Raw genomic sequence first — 24817 nt, 5'->3', positions numbered from 1 at the left:
TCAAGGTAAGATACTTTTCTAAAACTTGATCACTTTATCTCTTATTATTATATGTCCATACTTTATATGACCAAATATAGCCACCTTCATAGCACAGAACAGAACAGTGCAAAAACAGTTTGTATTTAGTTTTATCGTACGACGGTATGTCCAAATGAAGATTGATTGAAATTACTGTAAGCAGAATTAAATTTTGAATTTTTCATCAACGCTTTTTTTGCGACAAACTAAACTTATGAAAAAATTATTGGGAATTGCTATTCTAATAGCATTCGGCTGGACAGGCTCTCTTTTGGCTCAGTCCATGGTCAAAGGAACTGTTCTGTCTTCAGACGGTACGGCTCTACCGGGAGTTAACATTACTCAGAAAGGAACCACGAATGGTACAGCAACCGATTTTGACGGTAATTATTCGCTGGAATTAATAGGAGGACAAAATATCTTGGTTTTTTCCTACATCGGGTTTGAAACCTTGGAGGAACCTGTCAATAGCAGGGAAAATGTTAGTGTTACACTTGCTGAATCATCGAGTACTTTGGATGAAGTTGTTGTAGTTGGCTACGGAACTCAGAAAAAAGTGAATCTTACAGGTGCTGTAGATGTGGTTAGGGCAGAACAATTGGCAGACCGACCGATTGTAAGCACAGGAGAGGGATTGCAAGGACTAGTCCCTAATCTCAACGTCACCATTACAAGTGGTGATCCTACCGATGATATCGATTTTAATGTCAGGGGCTTTGAATCTATTAACGGAGGCGCTCCATTGGTTCTCGTTGATAATGTCCCTATGGATCTCAATAGAATTAATCCAGAAGATATCAAAAGTATATCTGTCTTGAAAGATGGCGCTGCATCAGCGATATATGGCGCCAGAGCTGCTTTTGGTGTTATTCTAGTAGAAACCAAAACCGGTAGTTCTGGTGTAAATGTTAGTCTGGGTACTCAACTCTCCTGGAACAAGGCTATTTTTCATGTTGATCCCATCGAAAATGGCTACGTGTATGCCTTAGAACGAAACGCTATCTGGGAACGCGAAGGAGATGCGCCGGTTTATAACGATGATTATCTTGCCGGTTTGGAGAGATACTGGTCTGATCCTGAGAATAACCCAGCATGGGCTTTGGTCGATGGGGCTTTCCAGCACTATGGATATAATAATCTGGCCAATGACCTGGTAAGCGGCGTCTCACCCAGACAGAAATATGATATTTCAGTATCGGGAGCAACAGATCGTTCCAATTTCTACACCTCTTTTGGACACCTAAACACTGATGGATTTTACAACCATCCTGGAAATGACAATTTTAAAAGGTACAACGTCTTAATGAAGGGTGATTTTCAGGCTAAAAACTGGTTGTCTTTCAACACTCAGTTGACCATGAATATGCAATATTCTGATAAACCTTCGGCACCAAGTATCAACACTATCATAAGAACTGAGCCATTGAGACCTCACGTGATACCTAGAATCGATGGTTATGAACAATATGAAGGGATGTTCTGGGATCATGGCCTTATGATACTGCCTCAGCTCACCAATGGAGGCAGACAAAAGTTTAGTAACTCTGATGTGTGGATGAAGGCGGGTGTTAAGGCAGATTTATTGCAAAACTTATCATTTGTAACCGACTTTTCATACAATATTTTTAATAGACAATTTGAATCTGCACGTCCGCTTTTTCAAACAGTCTCCTTTAATTTGGATCAGGACAATCCCGTTAATATTATAGGAGATGATATGATCGAAGTAGATCGCAGATATGATCAATATTACGTATTCAATGCAAGATTAGAATACGAAATTAATAACAAATCCAATCACTACCTCAAGGCCATGGTTGGCTTTAACCAAGAATATGACTATAATACAAGAGTTTTTGGTGAAGCCCTTACTTTGGTTTCCCCTGAACTAATTGACATAGGAGCTACCACAGGAGCGCAACAAATCAGTGGCAGTAAATCTCATGCCTCACTCAGAGGAGCATTTTATAGATTAAATTATATTTATGATGATCGCTACTTGTTTGAATTCAATGGGCGATACGATGGAACTTCCAGATTCCCTAAAGAAGATCGATTTGGATTCTTTCCTTCATTTTCAGCAGGATGGAGAATTTCTGAAGAATCCTTTATGGATGGCACAGATGCATGGTTGGACAACTTAAAGGTGAGGGCTTCTTATGGTTCACTGGGGAATCAATTGCTAGGAAACAATTTTTATCCGTATATCCCGTCTCTGAATTCAGGAACGTCAAACTTTGTACTGAGTGATGGTTTTACACCATTCATTTCTGATCCCGGACTGGTGAGCCCTACGTTAACATGGGAAAGAGTGACTACCCGAAATCTGGGACTAGATCTTTCATTGATAAATGGCAAACTTTCATCTTCCTTTGATATTTACACACGAGCAACAACTGGTATGTTGACCAGAAGGGATTATCCCGACATTTTGGGAACTCAGGCTCCACAAGAGAACTCTGCTGATCTGGAAACCAGTGGATGGGAGTTTTCACTCACATGGAGAGATGGAATTGGTAAAGGAGTGAGCTATTACACGACTTTCAATCTGGCAGACTGGACAAGCATAATCACCAAGTACGACAATCCGACAGGCTCTTTGGATGAATACTATGTAGGCCAACAAATAGGTGAAATATGGGGATTCGAAACTGTGGGAATCATTCAGGATGAAGAGCAATTAGCCCAGATTGCAGATCAGGGTCGGGTTGGAAATGGATGGGATGTTGGTGATATTCAATACGCTGATTTAGATGGTGATGGCATTATCAGTACCGGTGAAAACACCCTTGAGAATCCCGGAGATCGCAAAATTATTGGTAATAACACTCCAAGGCTTACATTTGGAGTTAATTCAGGGATCAGTTGGAACGGTATTTCAGTGAACGCCTTTTTCCAGGGTGTAGGCAGAAGAGATTACTATCCCTCATCTGGTAACTGGACCTGGTTCTTTCCATGGAGATCCTATAATGGAGATAAAAGTTGGTTAACGGAGACCTGGGCAGAAGATCGAAGAGATGCGTACTTCCCTCAGTCTGAAAGAAGTAATAAGAATTTTGTGACACAAACGAGGTTTTTGCAACCGGCCAGCTATATCAGACTTAAAAATCTTAACATAGCCTATCAATTGCCTATCTCTATACTTAAAGGTTCTGGCATAGGAGGTGCCAAAGTATATGTTGGCGGGCAAAACCTCTGGGAATATTCCAATATAAGGAGGCCCCTTGACCCTGAATACGTCTTTAATAATTCAATTAACTATCCACTTTTCAGAAGTTTTACAGTGGGTGCCAATGTTAACTTCTAAAACAAAAGCAATGAATAATATACTTAAATCAATATCTGTAGCTCTCGTTTTCATCTTCACCACAAGTTGTAATGATGATTTTTTAGAGCGCTATCCTTTAGATGAAGTCAGCAATGAAACTTTTTGGAGGAACGAAGCTGATATGAAGAATTACAACAACAGCATTTATCACCTGATCAGAAACGATGAAGTTTATCCTATACTAATGGGACTTGGAAAAGGGAAAAATCTAAACTTTTACGAGGGCCTGTGGTGGCAAGATGAAATGAGTGACAACCTGGGTGCTACCCATGGTAGGGCGCGAGAAATGTACAGCGTAAGGACCGGTACATTTGAGGTGCCTGACGGTCCCAGAATAATGGGATACAAAGGCTGGGACCTGGTCAGAGCGGTCAACTTTGGTTTGGAAAATTACGATTCGGCGAATGAATCGGAAGCGACCAAAGCCAAGTATAAAGGGGAAGCCAGATTGTTTCGTGCCTGGTTTTACGCCGATAAAGTCTCCAAATTTGGTGATGTACAATGGGTGGAAAAGGTCTTGAATATTGATGATGACGACGTTTTATATGCAAGCAGAGATAGCAGAGATTTTGTCATGGAAAAGGTACTGGAGGATTTTGATTTCGCGATTGAAAATTTACCTGAATCCTGGGATGAAGGAAGGGTGGACAAATGGGTGGCTCTTGCGGTGAAATCACGTATATGTCTGTTTGAAGGAACATGGCGCAAGTACCATGGTCTAAGTGATGCTGAAAAATATCTTCAGGAAAGTTTATCCGCTTCCGAAGAACTGATGACTTCGGGGCAGTTTTCGATCTACAACACAGGAGATCCTCAAAATGATTACAGATTCATGCATTGGCAAACCACTCAGGAAGGAAATCCCGAAGTGATTTATTATCGACGGTACATCGCAGATATCAATGGTCATTTTGCATCCAGGTTATTTTTTAATTACAATGGAGGTGCTACTAAAAGTTTTGTTGACGATTTTTTATGTGACGATGGCTTACCTATATCCCTTTCTCCTAATTACATGGGTGATGATTCCATAGAAACGACTTTTATGAATAGAGACCCAAGATTAAGTCAGTGCGTACTGAACCCTGCGGATGCAGAAAGATTAAATTATGCCAGAGATCTTAACAATACTTATCCCAGATTGACTGGACAGAGCGGCGGACGAAATAAATCCAATACCGGATATCATGTGGTCAAACACTGGAATGATGTGGATGAAGGTTCACCCAGAAATCAACACACGGTTTCCCCCCCATGCTTAAGACTTGGAGAGGTCTTATTGAATTATGCAGAAGCAAAGGCGGAATTAGGAACCATCACACAGGAGGATCTTGATATCAGCATCAATCTTTTAAGAGATCGAGCGGGCATGCCACACCTAGATGTCAACCCACAAATGGATCCTACCAAGGCTGATGAAGGCGTCTCAGCTTTGATTATTGAGATAAGAAGAGAAAGAAGGGTCGAGCTTTTTCTGGAAGGACATCGGTACAATGATGTAAGAAGGTGGGCGCAAGGACCCAAATACTTTGGAAATTCAGATTTCGGAATAAGATTCGACGCTGCAGCAGAAGCGAGATATCCCGGTGCAAAAGTAAAAACGACCATGATAGATGGAGTACCTTATATAGACGTACGGAAGGATACTGATTTCGAGCCCAACTTTGAAAACAAACACTATCTCTGGCCCATACCCATCAGTGTGATTTCACAAAATCCAAATGTTGGTCAAAACCCGGGATGGTAGAAAAACAGTGAATTTTTTCAATTAATTATTAAGTTTGAATGGGGTGTAAAATCCACACCCCATTTTTTCAATTTCTAATAATAATATTTTGATATACAAACTGCACTTTACTCGAATTTTGATATTGGTTCTAACACTTGGACCTATTTTATCATATGCGCAATCCAAACCCAATATTATATTTATCCTCACGGATGATCAGAGGTTTGATGCCATTGGCTATGCGGGAAACGAATATGCTTTTACTCCAGAAATGGACAAATTGGCAAAACAAGGCACTTATTTTCATAAAGCCATGGTGACAACGCCGATATGCGCTGCCAGTAGAGCCAGCATTCTCACAGGTTTATATGAAAGAACGCATAATTTCAATTTTCAAACCGGCGATATTCGCGAAGCCTATATGAAGGAATCGTATCCCAAGGTTTTGAAAGAGAATGGCTACCATACTGCTTTCTACGGAAAATTTGGCGTTCGTTATGATGATCTGGATCATCTCTTCGATACCCACGAAAGCTATGATCGAAATAATGCGTACCGTGACAAACGTGGGTACTATTACAAAACTTTAAATGGAGATACCGTTCATTTGACGCGATATACCGGTCAAAAGGCTCTAGATTACATTGATTCGGTAGAAAAGGATGAGCCATTTTGTCTTTCATTAAGTTTCAGCGCACCCCATGCACATGATGGTGCAGAAGAACAATATTTTTGGCAAGAAGAGTCTGACCACATTTTAGCAGATACTGAAGTTAAGGCAGCTGATCTATCCGATGATCAATATTTTAATGCTCAGCCTCAGTTTATTAGAGATGGCTTTAATCGAGTCCGATGGGCATGGAGATACAATACACCAGCAAAGTATCAACACAGTGTCAAGGGTTATTATCGAATGATTTATGGTATCGATCGTGAAATCAAGAAAATTAGAGATAAGCTGGAGGAAAGAGGTCTGGCAGAAAATACCATCATCATCTTAATGGGAGATAATGGGTACTTTCTGGGGGAAAGACAACTTGCAGGTAAATGGTTGATGTATGACAATTCAGTTCGCGTTCCACTGATTGTTTATGATCCGAGAGTAAAGCAGCATGTTGATTCTGATGAATTGGCGCTCAATATAGATGTTCCTTCTACTATAGCGGCCTATGCTGGTCTTAAAGCTCCGGACCAATGGCAAGGTCTGTCTCTGGTTCCCATAGTTTCTGGTACACATAAAAAGTTGGCTAGAGACACAGCACTGATTGAACACATCTGGGAATTCGATCAGATACAGCCTAGTGAAGGTGTAAGAACTCAGAACTGGAAATACTTCAGATACATTAATGATAAATCAATCGAAGAACTATACGAAGTTTCTGAGGATAAAAAGGAGGTCAAAAACCTTGCGACGCTTCCTGAGTACAAGAATAAATTAATTGAATTCAGACAAAAAACGGACGAATTAATAAAGCAATTTAGCGATAAGTATCGCACAGGTCCACACGGTTTATCAGTTGAATTTATCAGAGATCCTAAATCGGTTTATATCGTTGATAATAAACCTGAATACAGTTGGATCGTTCCGAAATGGGCTAAATATCAATCTGGCTATCAAATCCTGGTGGCCTCCAGCCAAAATAATATTCAGAATAATATCGGTGATGTTTGGGATAGCGGCAATGTGCGCAGTGCAAAATCAACGGATATTGAACATGGCGGATCACCTTTGAAGCAAGGCAAAACTTATTATTGGAAAGTAAGAATCTGGGATGAAGCTAATCGCTTATTAGACTATTCAGAACCGCAGCAGTTTACCATTGGCACACCAAAAAACATGATTACAAGTGAAAACAAGTTTTTGTTGGAACGCATCAAGCCCACCGAAATTACAAAAATAGGAAATGCTTACCTCATTGATTTCGGTAAGGCCGCATTTGCAACCATGGAATTTGCATATGAAGCTAAGCAAGACGATACCTTAGTCATTCATGTTGGTGAACAATTGGAAGGCCAACTCATTAACAAGGATCCGGGCGGGCATATCAGGCATCAAAAGATTAAAACACCCGTAAAAAAAGGACTTCATCATTATCAGCTAAAAGTCCACGTTGACAACCGAAATACACTTCCCAATAAGGCAGTCGCCCTACCCGATTCTTTTCCCGTTCTGGTACCTTTCCGATACGCCGAAGTCATTGAACCGGATTACGACCTGAATTCCGATGACTTTGAACAGATTGCATATTTTAATTACTGGGAGGACTCGACTAGCTTCTTCGAAAGCAGTAATGATATCCTTAATCAGGTTTGGGATTTGTGTAAATATTCCATCAAGGCAACCACATTTGCCGGACTTTATGTGGATGGTGACCGAGAAAGAATTCCATATGAAGCTGATGCTTATCTCAATCAATTGAGTCATTATACCACCGATCGTGAATATGCGATTGCCAGGCGTACCATCGAATATTTCATGGAGTACCCGACCTGGCCCACTGAGTGGCAGCAGCATGTCGCATTGATGGTTTATGCTGACTATATGTATACCGGTAATACAGAACTGATCGAAAAATACTATGAACCACTCAAACACAAAACGTTGATGGAGTTGAGGAGAGAGGATGGTCTTGTCAGCTCTGAAAAGGCAACTCCGGAGTTCATGAAGAAATTGGGCTTTAAGGATCCAGAAGCAAAACTAAGAGATATTGTGGACTGGCCACCGTCTGGATGGCAGGGAAATCCTGAGGTCATGGGTGAACGAGATGGCTTCGTATTCAAACCTATCAGTACTGTGATCAACTCCTTGTATTATAAGAATATGAAGATTATGGAGGAATTTGCTGAACTTCTTGGGAAGTCAGAAGATGCTGAAGAATTCAATTATCTGGCGGCATTGGCAAAAAAATCCATCAACGAAAAATTACTGGATAAGGAAAGGGGTATTTACAGAGATGGTGAGGGAACGGACCACGCTGCCTTGCACTCTAATATGATGCCACTTGCTTTTGGCATAGTCCCGGATGCATATATTCCATCAGTGTTGGAACATATTAAATCGAGGGGAATGGCCGCTAGTGTCTATGGTGCTCAATATCTCATGGAAGCGCTATATCTCGCTGAAGAAGAGGACTATGCTCTGGAGCTATTGACCGCAACTCATGATAGGAGTTGGTATAATATGATCGCAGTGGGTTCGACCATCACACTGGAAGCATGGGACATGAAGTATAAGCCCAATGCAGATTGGAATCATGCCTGGGGAGCAGCACCTGCTAATATCATACCGAGAGGCCTTTGGGGTATAAATCCAAAAACACCCGGCTTCGAAGTGGCTACCATTAAGCCTCAAATGAGTACTCTGAATGAAAGTAGAATTGAAGTGCCTACCATTCGAGGTAGCATCAAAGGAGAATTTCTTCGTGTGAATCCACGTCTGGATCGTTTCGATATGGTAATACCTGCCAACATGGTCGCAGAGTTTCTCTTGCCAGCAGATAGCAAGAGAGCCATCAAACACAATGGTAAAAAAGTGAGCGCAGCTTTTGGGTCGATCAGATTAGAACCGGGACAACATCGTATAGAGCTTGCTATAAACAGTTTCTAAATGATCAGGACATTTCTCTTCATATTATTGATCAATTCTTACACTCTGGCACAGGTAGATATGATTCACAGCTCGAAGGTTTCAGATCAGGCGTTGTATTTTGCAGGAGAAAAGGGAATAGACTATCATTTTAATTCCAGAATAACTCCTCATGGTGATTGCATCAAGGTCGCTTTCGGATATATCTACGTTACCTGGTATAGAGGAGGAATGGACAACCGACATGTGATGTTGAGTAGAAAGAAAATAGGTGAAGAGAAGTGGCATCACATAGAATTTCCTCATCAGCACACAGGTTACAGAGGTAATCCAAAAAAAGGTGATTCCCACAATACTATTGCAATTGGTATTTCACCTTTAGACAGTACCATCCACCTGATTTACGATATGCATGCTTACTCAGAAACACAGTATGGTGTCGATTTCTTCAATTACAGTCTTTCAAAAACTGGAGCGGCTGTCGCAGAGGATGAAGATTGGACCATTGACTTGTTCAACAGAAAAAGAAACTATCTAAAGAAGGATCAGGATTACGATAAGGCCACTTATCCGAATTTTAGCCTGGCTGATGATGGAAAACTTTTTGTATTCTGGAGACTTGGTGGATCAGGTAATGGCAATCACTCTTACGCTTACTACGACCAAAATGGCTGGTCAGAAACCATTCAATTCAATAATGGCAATCAAACAACAGTTTCTGAAAAATATAGCATTTATGGCAGTTTTGCGCACTATAATAATCGCCTGATGACTGGTTTTGCCATCCGATATCGAGATTTTCCTAACGAAAAGTACACCTATAATTCAGGATTGTATTTTGCATCTAGTATTGACCCTACCGGTGCGTCTCAATGGCAAACTTTGCAAGGAAAGCCCGTTACACTTCCCATTCAGTCTCCCCAGGCCTTAAAAATTGGTTCCCCTTTGGAACTAGTAAACAGAAATTATATGAGTTCAGGTGCAACCTGGGTTGTTACGCCTAATGAATCTTATCACTTTTTAAGTACCGTAAATGATACCACGATCCATTACTACAAATCTTCAGGTGAAAAATCCATACGTTTCGATATCGGGTCTCCTAAAGGTAAACTTTTCTCGATTGGTCATAAGGTGTATCTGATGGGATTAAATGACATTGGCCAACCTTTCTTATTAAGTACGCCTGAAGGTAAAAATGAATGGAGAGAAGAATATAGCTATGAAGGTGATCTGAAATTTCGACATGGCAACAGTACGATTCACGAAAATAGAATCTACTACTACCTCATGCAGAATGATCAGGGAGATGCTCAACCTATCCATGTTTTAGAATTTATAGTCAATTAATATGAACTGCAAGCAACTATTATTTTTGGTTTTCACATTGAACATGTTCCATATCAATGCTCAAGAGACCGAATTATTCAAAAGTCCTCCCGATGAAACTAAGCCCAAAACATGGATGCATACCATGAGTGGGAATATGAGCAAGGAAGGTCTTACTAAAGATTTGGAATCCATGAAAGAAGCTGGCATTGGGGGGCTGTTACTTTTCAATGTAACCCAAGGTATACCTAACGGTCCGGTAAAGTATAATTCTGACCTACACCATGAGATGATTACCCACGCTGCAGTGGAAGCAGAAAGGCTGGGACTCAGTTTTGGAGTCCATAATTGTGATGGCTGGTCAGCTAGCGGTGGTCCTTGGATCGAACCGGATGAATCTATGAAGATGATCGTTTGGTCTCAGCAAATGGTAAAAGGTGGGAAGGTCAATGTTACGCTGGAAGAGCCGACTAAAAGAGAAAACTTCTATCAAGATATCGCCGTTATCGCCTACCCTAGCCTCACCTCAGAAATTGACGATTTTGAAAATAGACCAATCGTAACCACTTCAGATTCTGAAGTGAATGGATCTGTTTTGGTAGATGGTAAAGTAGATGAAGACGTCCAATTAAATCAATCAGATGGCCAAAAACCATGGATCACTTATTCTTATGAAAAGCCTAAGTCCATCAGATCTGTTTTTATGGTATTTAAAGAAAGAAATGGAAATGCCATACTACAAACTTCTGAAGACGGCCAGAATTGGAAAGATATAAAAGAACTCTACAAAATTCGAACAGGCAAACAGGAATGGGCCATCAATGATCATTTTGACGCCATCAACTCCAGGCATTTTAGACTCCAACTGAACAGTACCATGTCAATTAAAGAGGCATATTTAACCTCAACATACATGATTGACGATCCGTTAGGTCGAACTATGATTGCCAGGACAGAGGCCAATTCACTGCGAGATATGGGCACACCTGATGCATCTATGATCATTCCGAAGAACAGCATTCGCATCATAAATCAAAAATTAGGTGCCAATGGTAGGCTGCAAACAGCATTACCAGAAGGTCAGTGGACCATTTTGAGGATTGGATATACATCAACTGGTGCATTTAACAATCCTGCGTCCGATGAAGGGAGAGGGTTAGAAGTCGATAAATTGAGCAGAGCGCATTTTAAAAAACATTATGATGCCTTTATCAAAAAAGTGATCGTCAATACTAAAGAGAAAGCTCCTAATGCTCTTCAGTACGTTGAGATCGATAGCTATGAAATGGGAGGACAAAACTGGACTGAAGGATTTGATGAACAATTCGAAGCTCGGTTCGGCTATAGCATCATCGATTTTTTGCCCTTAATCACTGGTAAGTTCGTTGAGACCAAAGAAGTTTCTGAAGATGTGCTATATGATTTCAGAGCCATTATCTGTGATCTGATGACAAAAAATTACTTTGATTATTTCACAGAGCTTTGTCACCAGGACGGTATCAAAAGTTATGTCGAACCATACGGATTTGGTCCGCTGAATGATTTGGACATCGTAAAGAATGTTGATTTACCTATGGGTGAGTTTTGGATGAATAGACCCATAACCATGGTCAAATCTGCAGTTTCAGGCTCACACATTTACGGCAAACCCATTATTTCAGCTGAATCTTTCACGTCCAGACCCGAAATAAATTGGAGAGGACACCCGGCTATGGCTAAAACTTCCGGTGACTTGGGTTGGACGCAGGGAATCAACGAAATCATGTTTCATCGTTTTGCACATCAAGCCAACACACATGTATCACCAGGTATGACTATGAACAGATGGGGTTTTCATATTGACAGAACACAGACCTGGTGGAAAAATGCAGGTAAAGCCTGGTTTGAGTACTTATCGAGGGGTTCTTATATGTTGCGGTTGGGAAATCCGGTATCAGATTTACTGGTCTTTGGTGGAGATGATAGCCCTAATTCCAGTTTGATGAGAGGCCAAATCACTCCTGAAGTTCCTAAGTTTATCAATTACGATTGCGTCAATGCAGATGTACTTATCAATAGGTTGAAAATCACAAAAGGTCAACTGGTATTGCCTGAAGGAACGACCTATTCTGGTTTGGTGCTGCAAAATACAGAAGTTATGGAATTACCGACTGCCTTGAGAATTGCAGAGTTCATAAACAAAGACATACCAGTTTATGGAATACCTCCTAAAAAACTTGCTGGTTATAATCGAAGTTCGAAAGAACAAAGTGCCTTTGCCGAAGCAAAATCCGTCATCGCTCAAAATATACGTCCTGTAAAAAATTGGGAATCAGTCCTTGATGACCTTAAAGTAAAACCTGATTTTCAGGTACAAGAAAGAGATGACATTGACTTTATACACAGAAAAACCAAAGATGCAGACATTTACTTTTTCTATAATCCAGACAGCCTGAAAAGTAAATTTACAGTCGATTTTCGTGTTACCAATAAAATACCTGAATTGTGGAAAGCAATGGATGGTTCTATTGTAAAAACGCCATTTTTTGAGTCACAAAAAGAAACAACCAGGCTCCATTTGTCTTTGAATTCAGGAGAATCAGTCTTTGTTGTTTTCCGGGAAAGCCGAAGAAATGTTCCCACATTGGCTTATGACGAAGCATTGGACGCCTATTACGATGAGCATAATCACATCATCGGAGGATTCAAGAATGACAAAGAACCTAACATCGAATTAACAGGCTACCAAAATAATTTAAAAAATGTCCATGCTATTCCAACAACACAAGCCGTTAAAACGCCCTGGAAGGTTAAATTTGATGAAAAGGAATACTTATTCAAAACACTACAAGACTGGTCAGCACACCCTGATGATGAAATAAGATTTTTCAGTGGTACGGCACGATACAGCAATGAGATTATTTTAGACGACCAACATTTGGAGGATGGCATCAGGACAAAACTTGATTTAGGCGATGTAGATGTTGTTGCAGAAGTAATCATCAATGGTGAAAGCGCTGGAATAGCCTGGTATCCACCTTTTGAGATAGACATTACCGAATTCTTAAAAGTAGGTGTCAATAAAATAGACATCTTCGTGACCAATCAGTGGTCCAACAAATTGATTGGCGATGAACGATTTCCTGCAAATGATGGTGGCTACCAATTGGGACCACACAGACCTACGGACCTGACCATGCCAGCATGGTATACAAACAATGAACCCAGACCAGCAGGACAGCGAACTACTTTTACCACTGCACCATTTTATCATCAAGACGATCCATTGATGCCCAGCGGTCTAAAAGGTCCTGTTCACTTAAGCTTTACTAAAGAAGTAAATTTAACACCGGATTTCCTACCACAGATTAATATGCCGGCAGGTAGAATCGCTTTCAGTTCGGATGGAAATCTTCACGATTCTGATGATTGGGGCGCTACAGCAATGTCACTGGCCTTGCTGCATTATGCAGGCCTAGGAGAACGTTTGGTGCACTATGACTATAATAATCATATCGGACTATCCAGGAAATCCTGGGAGGTCATCATGGACGAAGCTGCAAAAGGTGGAGCTAAAAGATTTGGATTGGATGTTAGCAGAATTTTCAACAATCAAACTGAGCGAGACGCAGCAACGGCTAATTTTATCAAAGAAGCAAATCTATCCACCCAGGAAAATCCATTATGGGTGGTATGTGCCGGACCCATGCACACGATTTATTCAATGCTTTCTGAGGTAGACCCAACGAAGCACCCCTATATACATTTAATATCACACAGTCAATGGAATGAGAAGCATTCACACGGAGAGACCCTGAGAACCTGGTACGACTTAAAGAATGATTTCCCAAAAGTTCGCTTCCATAAAATACCAGATCAAAATCGTTCTAATGGAGAAAACGATTTTCACAGTCATATTGACCACTGGAAATGGCTGAAAGAAAGCTCAAATGAAGATTGGCGATGGCTTTATGACATTGACGATACCTGGCAGGTGGATTCTCTTGAGACTTGGAAGGCAAATACAGCGTTTCAATACGATGTATCAGATGCAGGTATGACCTACTGGCTAATCAGCGGTGGACCCGATCAAGGGAACAGTAGAGCGGGAACTAAAGAAGTGAAGGCATTATTTCACCACCAACCTATGATTTCCGCGCCAGTTAAAACCACTGAGATGATAGAACCGAAAGATTTCATACAAATAGAAGCAGAGTCCACTACATCTGACCCGGGGGATTGGCAAACCAGAGAACCCGGTCATCCCTATTATGTGAAGGGTGCATCAGGAAAAACTCATCTGGAGTTCATGGGCAACGACCCAGATCAGGGAGATCCTGCCTCACCCCTTGTCTATACTTTTACAGCCCCTAAAAACGGAAACTTCAGACTATTAATGATGGCTAGTAAAAGACTGGAAGGTGCCCGTGGTGATTGGTGCAACGATGCTTTTGTAAAAATGGGTGGCGACTACGCTTCTGCCACAACATTGACAAAAGAAGAACTACAAACTTTTCAAAAATACTTTCAGGAAGGCAGTACCAGAACACCAGAACTATCCTGGCATTGGGGCCGAAGGGCTGAGAAAGGAAGACATCAATTCCATGACCTGGTTTATAAGTTAAAAGAAGGCGTGGAATACACGCTTACCGTTGCCGGCAGATCTCAGAGATTTAGTTTTGACTATGTGGTGCTTTACGATGATGAAAAATTCACAGTGAGCGAAGCCCAAGAAATTTTTAAAAAGTAATTGATGTACAAATATCTCTACCTATTTTTACTAACAGCTTCCTGTTTAATGGCAGGCAATCCTATTGTTCCCAATGTTGGGCTGAATGATCCTCATATACGTATCTTTAACGACACGGCATATGTATACGCCTCTCATGATAAATCTGCAGATAACAGAAAATTTACCATGGAAGACTGGTGGGTTTGGTCTTCGCCCGACCTGGTGAATTGGACCAAGAGAAGTGTATTGAAGCCTGAAGACACGTACATCGGAAAGCCATATGACGGCTGCTGGGCCACTGATGCAGCTGAAAAAAATGGTAAATACTACTGGTATTTTTCAGAAAGAAATAAACAATCGGGAGTTGTAGTCGGAGAAAGTCCGGTCGGTCCTTGGGTTGACCCATTAGGTAAACCACTTTTGCCTGAAGACCTTACACCTACACATGAATACGATATGAGCATCATTGAGGACGATGGATCTCACTACATAGTATTTGGGGTATGGGATTATTACATCGCAAAGCTTGGAGATGATATGATTAGTCTTGCGGAGGCTCCTCGTAAAATAGATATCATTAATCCCAGAGGTCCATATAATCTGGACGGAAACAATAAAAAAATGCCGACTGATGATAAACCATTTTTACATCAGCACGAAGGTAAATACTATTTGTCCTGGGGTTGTTTCTATGCTACCTCTGATCATCTCTATGGTCCGTATAAATATCAAGATGCCATTCTGCAACCGGAAAGTTTTGCATACGGTTATGATCAACCTACCTGGCCTAATGGTTTCCGGCAGGGGCGTCATGGATCATTTTTCGAATGGCATAACCAGACCTATTTCGTTTATTGTGATATCAGTCAAACCGGAAATCGGTGGTTTAGAGATGCCTTTATCAGTTATGTCCAATATAAGGACAATGGACAAATTGCACCTATCAGGGTTGATAGATTGGGTGTAGGTCAATATTGCGCTACGGATACCATTGAAGCAGAGGAATACTTTGCAGCAGAAAACCTGAAAAAGAAAGAGTGGCAAAAGGGGTTTGCAGTCACCCAAACAGCAAAGGAAAGCCAACTTTTCTTCCAAAATGTGAAAGAATTAGAATGGCTTGACAAAGTGAGAATCAAAGTCAGTGGAAACGGCGACTACGACATTAGCATAGTCGATAAAAGTAAGCAGGAACAGGAGATTGGACACTTAAGTTTTAAGTTGGACCAGGAAGAAAGAATGATCGAAATTCCTTTAAATCTGAATTCACAGGAAGGCAACATTGACATCAAAATCAAGAAAAAAAGTGGACTCCCACTGACCATCGATTTTCTCAAATTTGCAGGATCAGATGATTATCAGGATCCTTCTTTGCCCATTGAAAAGAGAGTTGAAGATCTGCTTTCGAAAATGTCTGTAGAAGAAAAGGTTGCCCAAATGAGAATTTTTCATGCCAATAAAGGTGTGGAGATGGGAGATGATGATAAAATGAAGCTATCACAGGACGTCATTTCCAGGCTAGCATATGGTATTGCTGGTATTAAGAATCCGGGAGAACACATCAGCCCGGTTCGAGCGGCCAAACTGAATAATGAGTTGCAGAAATACATCATTGAAAATAATCGATGGGGAATACCTGCACTGTTTGTAACAGAATCCTACAATGGCGTGGATGCAGAAGGTTGCACTGTCTTTGGAAGGCCGATTACATTTGCTGCATCGTGGAATCCAGAGTTGGTCAAACGAGAATGGGATGTGGTAGGCCGGGAAGCGAGATTAAGAGGAATGCATATGTGTCATTCTCCTGAAGCAGATATTGTCAGAGATCCCAGGTTTGGTAGAATGAGTGAAGCTTTTGGCGAAGATACTTATTTGGTGAGGCAGATGGTGACGAGTGCCATCAAAGGAGTGCAGGGAGATTACGAAGGTCTGGGAGAGGTAACGCATATTGGCGCAGTTGCAAAACATTTTGCAGGCTATGGACAAGTTTTGGGTGGAACCAATTTTGCCGCTATAGAGATTTCACCCAGAACACTGATCGATGAAATATTTCCTCCTTTCGAAGCAGCTGTAAAAGAAGCCAGAGCATTGGGAATCATGGCTTCTCACGGCGATCTGAATGGAATTGCCAGCCATGCGAATCCCTGGTTACTAAGAGAAGTACTACGTGATCAGTGGAGATTCAAAGGTTATACAGTTTCGGATGCCAATGATATCGCAAGGCTCTATTTCTTTATGAATGTTGCCGAGTCGGCAGAACAAGCGGCTCTATTAGGTCTGAAAGCCGGAATGGACGTAGATCTATACAGCGATGAAGCTTATATTTTACTGCCTGAAATGGCAAAACGAGACCCTGAATTAATCACATATATAGATCAGGCAGCCGGAAATGTATTGAGAACAAAATTTATCCTGAGCTTATTCGAAAATCCATACATCGATTTAGAACATACCCGAAACGGGGTTCGCACAGAAAAAGCCCTTGCATTGGCCAAGGAGGCTGACTTAGAATCCATCATTTTACTTAAAAATGAAAATGCAATCCTGCCATTGGCACCCCATTCAGCGAAAAAAATTGCTCTACTGGGACCAATTTTGGATGAAGACACAGCAGAAGCATGGCGAAGAATTGCTGGAAAGGAGACTGAAATCATATCAAAACAAGGATTCCGGCTTACCGATGAAAACCGAAGTGTTCCTCAACTTTTACAAACGACTGAAGAAGAGTTAGCAAGCTTGGTTTCCATGGCAGCCGAAGCAGATGTGGTAGTGCTTTATCTGGGTGGTGATGAACACACGTCAAAAGAGGCTTTTTTCAATAATGCCCTTGGTGATCGAGGTACAATTGAACCATTAGGAAAACAAGATGAATTGATCAGACGTGTGAAAAATCTAGGAAAGCCTGTGATTGTCATTCTTAAACATCGACGAACCCTCGCTATTAATGAGATTTCAAAACATGCAGATGCCATTTTGGACTGTTGGGACCTCAGTGAATTTGGAGATGAATCCATTGCCAGGCTGGTATTCGGCGAAGTCAGTCCTTCAGGCAAACTTCCGGTAACGGTTCCCAGAAATATAGGTCAGCTTCCCTTTCATTACAGCTCCAAGGAAATCAATCGTAAAAAAGAATATTTATTTCTGGATCAGGGACCGCTCTACCCTTTTGGATTTGGTCTTAGTTACAGTGAATTTAAGTATTCAAATTTAAATTTATCTAGTGAAACCCTTGACCCTGATGGGTTTATTCAGGTAACGGTGGAAGTAACCAATACTGGAACTATGGAGGCCAGAGAGGTGGTCCAAATGTATGTAAAGGATGAAATAGGCAGTGTTCTTAGACCAGATAAAGAGCTAAAGGCTTTTGATAAGGTAAGTCTCAAACCTGGGGAAACCAAAAAAATCACTTTCCAAATTCAGCCTGAAATGCTTAAATTCACCGGAATCAGTATGAAAAAAATTCTGGAACCTGGTGACTACACGGTGCAGGTAGGACCTTCTTCACAAGAAGGATTAATTCAACAATTTAAATTAGTAAAATGATAAGATTCATATTATTCGTAGGATGGGCCGTCATCTTGACATCTTGTGGAGCGAGCAAAATCAAGATCGATGATCAAAATGTTGAGAATGCTATGGTGGAGGCTCTAAAATGGCAAGAGGCCAATCCAATTTTTGCCAAGGACCCTACAGACTGGACAAACGGAGCCTACTATACCGGTGTTGCAAGGGCGCATGAATCTACTGGTAATCCAATTTTTCTTAAAGCCATAAAAGATATGGGAGAAAGAAACGATTGGGAGACATGGGAACGATTTTATCATGCTGATGACGTCGCTATTTCTTATTCATATCTATATCTGAATGCACTTCAACCGGATGTTGTCGACCTTGAACCTACTTCTGTCTGGATTATGGATCATCTCTATAAGCCACATGCCTGGAAGGATGGTACGGATCCAATGTCTGAGAAAAAAATACTGTGGTGGTGGTGTGATGCATTGTTCATGGCGCCACCGGTCCTTGTCAAATATTCCAATCTGACGGGAAATAAAGAAATACTCAATCAAATGCATGAGTATTACATGGAGACCTACAATTTACTGTTTGATCAGGAAGAGAAATTGTTCGCTAGAGATACACGCTTTCAGTGGACAGGATCAGAAGATGATCTGAAAGAAGAAAATGGTGAAAAAATCTTTTGGTCCAGAGGTAACGGATGGGTCCTGGGAGGGCTTGCTTTGATACTCAGCGAATTACCTAAAGACTGGGAGCATTATAATTTTTATGAGGACCTCTATAAGACCATGGCCGAAAGGATTAAAGAATTACAACCGGCTGACGGTTTGTGGAGATCCAGCCTTTTATCACCTGAGTCCTGGAACCATGGAGAGGTTAGCGGCAGTGGTTTTTATACCTTCGCATTGACATGGGGAATCAATAATGGCATTCTTGATCGCAAAAACTATGAAGAAACAGTCAAAAAGGCCTGGGTGGCTTTGGAAGATTGCCAACAACCTAGTGGAAAAGTAGGATGGGTTCAAAACATAGGGGCATCACCAGACCCTGCATCTGCAGACAGTTGGCAAAACTATGGAACAGGAGCATTTCTGCTTGCCGGTAGTGAAATATTAAAGTTGTAGAATGGACTACAATTTTGATCAATATTTGGTAGATCTAAAGCAAAGACTGGTTTCAGAATAAATTAAAATGAAAAGAGTAGCATTTAAAATGACCTTAAAGCCAGGATGTGCAACTAAGTATGAAGAAAGGCATAAAGTTTTATGGCCGGAATTGGTCACCCTATTAAAGAATTCGGGCATCTCTGAATATTCAATATTCCTGGATAAAGAAACCCACACCTTATTTGCCTATCAAAAGATCGATGGAGAGAAAGGATCACAGGATCTTGCTGCAGAAAAAATCATCCAAAAATGGTGGAAACATATGGCAGACATCATGGAGACCAATGATGATCACTCTCCCGTGACCAAACCTTTAAAAGAGGTCTTCTACCTTAAATAAAAAAGCTCATGCGCTGGCAGATAGTCCTTTTCTTTTTCATTCTAAGCTTTGGGAGCTTTAACTGGACAGAAAAATCAAGTACCAAAGAATTAGGCAACCAGCTTAAGGATCAAGACTTCATAAACTTGACAGAAGAGCTACTTACAACATGGTGTGATGCGATGCTTGAGTTGCAAATAGATCATCCCGATGACCCATCCATACATGGCGCCCTAAATTGCCCTGCCTGCAATAAAATACATGGTCGTTGCATGGATGCAGTGTACCCGTTTATGTATATGGCTGATCAAACCGGGGATGAAAAATATCTCAAGGCAGCCATCGACGTCATGAACTGGTCAAAAAATGTAAGCATGCCAGATGGAAGTTGGACTGTTATTCCAGATCCTAAATCATGGAAGGGCATATCAGTATTTGGTGCCATAGCCCTGGGGGAAGCATTAAAGTATCATGGACATCTATTGACTGAAGAGAAGCGTATTGAATGGATGGATCGACTCGGAAAAGCAGGTGAATACATTTACGATCAGTTTTATATGGGCTTTAGCCACATCAATTATGGAATCACTTCCATTTATGCACTTCACCTGCTCGGAGAACAACTCAATAGAGAAGATTACATAGCCAAAGCAAAAGAAATGGCTATTGAAATTCCAAATTGGATTACGCCTAACGACAGCTTGATTTATGGCGAAGACAGCCCTGCAGATAAGCGCAGTGCCAAAGGACTTCTGCCTGTCGATTTAGGATACAATGTGGAGGAGACCTTGAATGGTGCCGTCCTTTATGCTATGGAAACACAGAACCATTCCTTATTGAATGTCCTTCAAACTGTGTTGGAACAGCATCTTGAATTTCTTCTCCCGGACGGAGCCTGGGACAACAGCTGGGGAACCCGACAAAACAAATGGAGTTACTGGGGCTCCAGAACTACAGATGGTTGCCAACCTGCCTTTGCATCTATGGCTGATCGTAATCCTGCTTTGGGCACGGCAGCTTTTCTTAACACTAAATTGTTGAAAGAATGCACAGTTGATGGACTGCTCGCCGGTGGACCGCACTATCAGTCACATGGTGTCAAGCCCTGTGTTCACCATACTTTCGCCCATGCCAAATCACTCGCATTTGTGCTTGATAATACGAAAAAACTTTCAAGCATCAACCTTAGTAATAAAGTCCCACGACAGGCCGAAAATGGCTTGCAGCACTTTAAAGACATCGATGTTTGGATTGCTAATAAGGACGAGTGGACGGCAACAATTTCTACTTACGACAATGAATTTAAAACCAAAGGATCTAACCAGGCGACAGGAGGTGCAATGTCCGTGCTTTTTCACGAAAAGGTTGGTCTACTGCTAGCAGCTAGTATGGCCAAGTATAAGTTAGCCGAGAAAAACAATCAACAACCTCAGCCTGGTGAAGAATTTGCTACCACTCCAAGACTTGAAGTCACTCGAGAAGGCATATGGTATACCAATCTATACGACATGGATGCCACGGTACGAACAGAAGAAACGTTGGATGAAATGGCTTTTTATGTCCATACCAGCTTAAGAGATGCAAATCGCACCCCTATCTATGGTAAAAGTAGTGAAATTCACTATTACATAAGAAAAAATGAAGTCATCTTTGAAATACCACCATCATATTACGAAAGTCGGTTTGTGTTTCCACTGGTTTCACCATCTTATGAAGAGTTTGAACTAGAAAACCGCCAATTGACGCTATACAAATCTGATGCGAAGGTAAATTTAGAGTCTACTCTTCCTCTGACCATCAAGGAAACGGAGGGAAGGAGAATTTTCAATATGGTACCCGGAATAGAGGTCATTCCCATTTCTATAGATATTCCTAAAGGACAATTATTGACCGTAAAACTGACTGTAAAATGAAATATTATTACTTATTAATCGCCTTTGCTTTTTATGCATGTCAAAATGAATCTTCCAGTGAGGATAAGCCGCTAAATATTTTAATGATTGCCGTAGATGATTTGCGTCCAACCATTGGAGCTTATGGTGATCCTCTTGTAAAAACACCCAACATTGATCATCTTGCTTCTGAAAGCGTTCTGTTTGCAAAGGCATTTTGCAGCGTGCCCACCTGTGGAGCATCTCGAGCAAGTTTACTGACCAGCACTCGGCCTACCAGATATCGCTTCCTTACCCATAAAGCAATTAGTCAGGAACAAGTACCTGATGCCATCGCCATCAATGAATATCTGAAGGCAAACGGATATCATACCATTTCAAACGGAAAAATATTTCACAACTTGAATGACCGGGCGGCAGGATGGGATGACAACTGGCGATTACAATCGGACGGTAATTGGAGAGATTATCAAATTCCTGAAAACGACTCTTTGGACAGTGGCGACCAACGAGGACCGGCATATGAGAGAGCTGAAGTTCACGATACAGTTTATCGGGACGGCAAACTGATGCTCAAAACGATCAAAGATTTAGAGCAGTTGAAAGATTCTGGTCAGCCTTTCTTTCTCGCCACAGGATTTGTCAAACCTCACCTTCCGTTTAATGCGCCTGCTAAATACTGGGATCTATATGATAGATCAGATTTTGAACCCTCACGGCAGGAATTCTGGCCAGCAAATGCACCGAGAAAGGCATTTCACAATTCAGGAGAATTAAGAAATTACCACGGTATACCTCAGGAAGGTTTTGTCAGTGATAGTCTTTCTGTAACGCTTCAGCATGGTTATCATGCTGCAATAAGCTACACGGATGCCTTGATTGGTCATATTCTTGAAAAGCTCGATGAACTGGATTTGCGTAAGACTACTATTATTGTTCTGTGGGGAGATCATGGCTGGCAGCTAGGGGAACACGGACTTTGGAACAAACACTGTAATTTCAATACTTCATTACATGCCCCATTGCTTATCTCCGTTCCAGGTGGTCTTCAAGGTGTCAAAACTCAATCTATTGCCGAATTCATAGATATTTACCCCACCATCGTGGACCTGGTAGGTTTAAAAATTCCCCGGACCGCAGAAGGAAAGAGCCTGGCTCCGATTTTAGAAAATCCTGACCAAGGCGCAGAAAATTTTGCCATTTCAAAGTGGCAGGATGGCTTAACCATTAGAACCCAACAATATGCCTATACCGAATTCAGGACAGACGAAGACAGTTTGATCTCCCGTATGCTATATGATCACAACACGGATCCAGAGGAAAGCGATAATATTGTGGATGAGCCACAATATCAAAGTGTGATAGATTCTCTAAGTTCCATTATGATGGCTAATCGTGGGAAAGACTACTTTACAAATTGGAAAATGGACAGTGAAGAGATATAGTTACATCTGCTGCATATTTATTTTGATAGGTTGCCATACAAAATTAGAAGTGGAACCGGATTACATCGATCTGTTTTCCGGCGATTTAAGTCAATGGGTTGTAGAAGGAGATAACTCTACGGTTCAATTAGTAAATGGGCAACTAAATATCGATACCTATAAAGGAGTGACCATTTGGTTCCATGAAAAATTGACGGCTCCTCTTAGAATCAAATATGAGGCTAAATTAGTGGATGCGGGCGGTGCCAATGATAGGGTTTCTGACCTGAACTGCTTTTGGCTTGCCTTGGACCCCAATAATCCTGATGATTTTTTCGCAAAGTCTACCTTCAGAAATGGCATTTTTAAATATTATGACACCCTTCAATTGTATTATGTCGGTCAAGGTGGACATGACAATAGCAGAACCAGGTTTCGAAGGTATCATGGAACAGGCGCAAAGCCATTATTACCGGAACATGATTTAACCGATAGCACCTACCTTTTGAAAGCCAATACAACCAATCACATTAAAATAGAAGTAGCTCACGGTATCTCCAAGTATTTCAGAAATGACCAATTGATTTACGAGTTTCGTGATTCCACACCTTATCATAGGGGATATTTCGGTTTTAGAACCACCCGTAATCACATGATCATAGATAACTTTAAGGTCTATTTAGAATCTGAATCGAACTAACCTGTGAAATGATGACTTCTGATATAGGTGGTCCGATTCGTCCAATTTCCTGATTAAAGGGAAAGACGACCACATTTCCACTCTCTTTATTGGCAACAATAAGGTATTCTCCATTCGGTGTAATGGCAAAGTTTCTGGGAAAGTCACCGCCACTGGCTTTTCGATCTATCAACTTTAATTCACTACCATTCAAACGTTCATATACCACAATCGTATTTTCTGCCGGACCGCGATTGCTTACAACCAGAAATTGGTTATTGGGCGTAATGTGAATGTCTGCAGATCGATATATGTCCAGCGTGTCAGCGTAGGTTAAAGTGCTGTTTACTAAAGTTAATAATCCTTCATTGGCAAAATAATCAAATACATCAATTCTTCCTCCTAATTCATTGATCAAGTATCCATATTTTCCTTCTCTGTCAAAGGTAAAGTGTCTCGGCCCGGAACCTGGTGAAATATTGACATTTAAATCCTCCCTGAGGATTAGGCTGTCCTTGACCTGAAATGCGCGAATCTTATCCCCTCCCAGATCATGCGCAAAAAGGAATTCGCCATCGATTGAAAAATTTGATGAATGGATGTGTGCCTCAGCCTGACGATCTTTAATAATGCTACTGTCCTTAAAAGCAAAAAATTGGAAATTATTCGATAGTCTTCCCTCGCCATCTATGGTGTAAAAACTCAGACTTGGATCTGAGTAATTGGATACGGAAAGATATTTTCCATCCGGGGATATATCGATGTGGACCGGATTGCGCCCTCCCGTCGAAACACGGTTTATCAATTCCAGGTGATTTTCATTAAGACGATACGATGAAACGAAGCCGGGAGATTCTAATCTGCTTTCCGTGATTGCATATAAAAACCGACCATCAGATGATGTCTTCAGAAAAGAGGGATTGATCAGACTATCTACCTGACTTACAAGTTCCAATTTCCCTGTCTTGTGATATAAATGGTAAACAAACAGTCCTGTATCAATGCTGTTATCTGTATAAGAGCCAATGAAAATCGTCGAAAATGCGGACTTTTCACAAGCAATCCAAGATAAAGCAATCCATATAATGATGAAAGGTCTTAACATCCACTAAAACTAAGC

The 24817-nt window shown here is 41.1% G+C and carries 12 protein-coding genes; 11 read left to right on the top strand and 1 reads right to left on the bottom strand.

Annotated features, from left to right (window positions below):
* Positions 1–235 precede the first annotated feature (235 nt).
* The 11 genes from L2567_RS13190 (at position 236) to L2567_RS13140 (ending at position 23718) form a co-directional block, all read left to right on the top strand.
* Positions 236–3328 carry a SusC/RagA family TonB-linked outer membrane protein gene (locus tag L2567_RS13190; protein ID WP_235298258.1) on the top strand — a complete coding sequence of 1031 codons (3093 nt, stop codon included), beginning with the start codon at positions 236–238 and terminating at the stop codon, positions 3326–3328.
* A gap of 10 nt (positions 3329–3338) precedes the next feature.
* Positions 3339–5096, top strand: coding sequence for a RagB/SusD family nutrient uptake outer membrane protein (locus tag L2567_RS13185; RefSeq protein WP_235298257.1), 1758 nt, complete (start codon positions 3339–3341; stop codon positions 5094–5096).
* Between the two features lie 124 nt (positions 5097–5220).
* Positions 5221–8685: an alpha-L-rhamnosidase-related protein gene (locus L2567_RS13180; RefSeq protein ID WP_235298256.1), complete on the top strand. Its 3465-nt coding sequence runs from the start codon at positions 5221–5223 to the stop codon at positions 8683–8685.
* Positions 8686–10011 (top strand): BNR-4 repeat-containing protein, encoded by a 1326-nt coding sequence (locus L2567_RS13175; RefSeq protein WP_235298255.1) that lies wholly within the window; start codon positions 8686–8688, stop codon positions 10009–10011.
* 1 nt (position 10012) lies between these two features.
* Complete coding sequence (locus tag L2567_RS13170; protein WP_235298254.1) at positions 10013–14719, top strand: glycosyl hydrolase; 4707 nt, start codon at positions 10013–10015, stop codon at positions 14717–14719.
* A 3-nt stretch (positions 14720–14722) separates the two neighbouring features.
* Positions 14723–18241, top strand: a complete 3519-nt coding sequence (locus L2567_RS13165) for a glycoside hydrolase family 3 N-terminal domain-containing protein (RefSeq protein ID WP_235298253.1) — start codon at positions 14723–14725, stop codon at positions 18239–18241.
* Positions 18238–19341: a glycoside hydrolase family 88/105 protein gene (locus L2567_RS13160; protein ID WP_235298252.1), complete on the top strand. Its 1104-nt coding sequence runs from the start codon at positions 18238–18240 to the stop codon at positions 19339–19341. Before L2567_RS13165 ends, L2567_RS13160 begins: the two co-directional genes overlap by 4 nt.
* 67 nt (positions 19342–19408) lie before the next feature.
* Positions 19409–19723: an L-rhamnose mutarotase gene (gene rhaM, locus L2567_RS13155; protein ID WP_235298251.1), complete on the top strand. Its 315-nt coding sequence runs from the start codon at positions 19409–19411 to the stop codon at positions 19721–19723.
* Positions 19724–19731: 8 nt separating this feature from the next.
* On the top strand, positions 19732–21615 hold the full coding sequence (locus L2567_RS13150) for a hypothetical protein (RefSeq protein WP_235298250.1): 1884 nt from the start codon (positions 19732–19734) through the stop codon (positions 21613–21615).
* A complete protein-coding gene (locus L2567_RS13145; protein ID WP_235298249.1) occupies positions 21612–23039 on the top strand; it encodes a sulfatase in 1428 nt (475 codons plus the stop codon). Before L2567_RS13150 ends, L2567_RS13145 begins: the two co-directional genes overlap by 4 nt.
* A complete protein-coding gene (locus L2567_RS13140) occupies positions 23026–23718 on the top strand; it encodes a DUF6250 domain-containing protein (RefSeq protein WP_235298248.1) in 693 nt (230 codons plus the stop codon). The genes L2567_RS13145 and L2567_RS13140 overlap by 14 nt, the downstream gene beginning before the upstream one ends.
* Here the strand turns inward: L2567_RS13140 and L2567_RS13135 are convergent.
* Positions 23687–24802: a lactonase family protein gene (locus L2567_RS13135; RefSeq protein ID WP_235298247.1), complete on the bottom strand. Its 1116-nt coding sequence runs from the start codon at positions 24800–24802 to the stop codon at positions 23687–23689. The two genes, L2567_RS13140 and L2567_RS13135, sit on opposite strands and share 32 nt — an antisense overlap.
* Between the last annotated feature and the right edge of the window lie 15 nt (positions 24803–24817).

The organism is Portibacter marinus, assembly GCF_021533195.1.
Taxonomy (GTDB): domain Bacteria; phylum Bacteroidota; class Bacteroidia; order Chitinophagales; family Saprospiraceae; genus Portibacter; species Portibacter marinus.
Note: the sequence above shows the minus strand (reverse complement) of the source record. Positions and strands in the feature narration are given on the sequence as shown.

Excerpts from the sequence above, each read along its gene's own strand:
- L2567_RS13190 (WP_235298258.1), top strand. The coding sequence starts at position 236 with ATGAAAAAATTATTGGGAATTGCTATTCTAATAGCATTCGGCTGGACA.
- L2567_RS13185 (WP_235298257.1), top strand. The coding sequence starts at position 3,339 with ATGAATAATATACTTAAATCAATATCTGTAGCTCTCGTTTTCATCTTC.
- L2567_RS13175 (WP_235298255.1), top strand. The coding sequence starts at position 8,686 with ATGATCAGGACATTTCTCTTCATATTATTGATCAATTCTTACACTCTG.
- L2567_RS13170 (WP_235298254.1), top strand. The coding sequence starts at position 10,013 with ATGAACTGCAAGCAACTATTATTTTTGGTTTTCACATTGAACATGTTC.
- L2567_RS13165 (WP_235298253.1), top strand. The coding sequence starts at position 14,723 with ATGTACAAATATCTCTACCTATTTTTACTAACAGCTTCCTGTTTAATG.
- L2567_RS13160 (WP_235298252.1), top strand. The coding sequence starts at position 18,238 with ATGATAAGATTCATATTATTCGTAGGATGGGCCGTCATCTTGACATCT.
- rhaM (WP_235298251.1), top strand. The coding sequence starts at position 19,409 with ATGAAAAGAGTAGCATTTAAAATGACCTTAAAGCCAGGATGTGCAACT.
- L2567_RS13150 (WP_235298250.1), top strand. The coding sequence starts at position 19,732 with ATGCGCTGGCAGATAGTCCTTTTCTTTTTCATTCTAAGCTTTGGGAGC.
- L2567_RS13145 (WP_235298249.1), top strand. The coding sequence starts at position 21,612 with ATGAAATATTATTACTTATTAATCGCCTTTGCTTTTTATGCATGTCAA.
- L2567_RS13135 (WP_235298247.1), bottom strand. The coding sequence starts at position 24,802 with ATGTTAAGACCTTTCATCATTATATGGATTGCTTTATCTTGGATTGCT.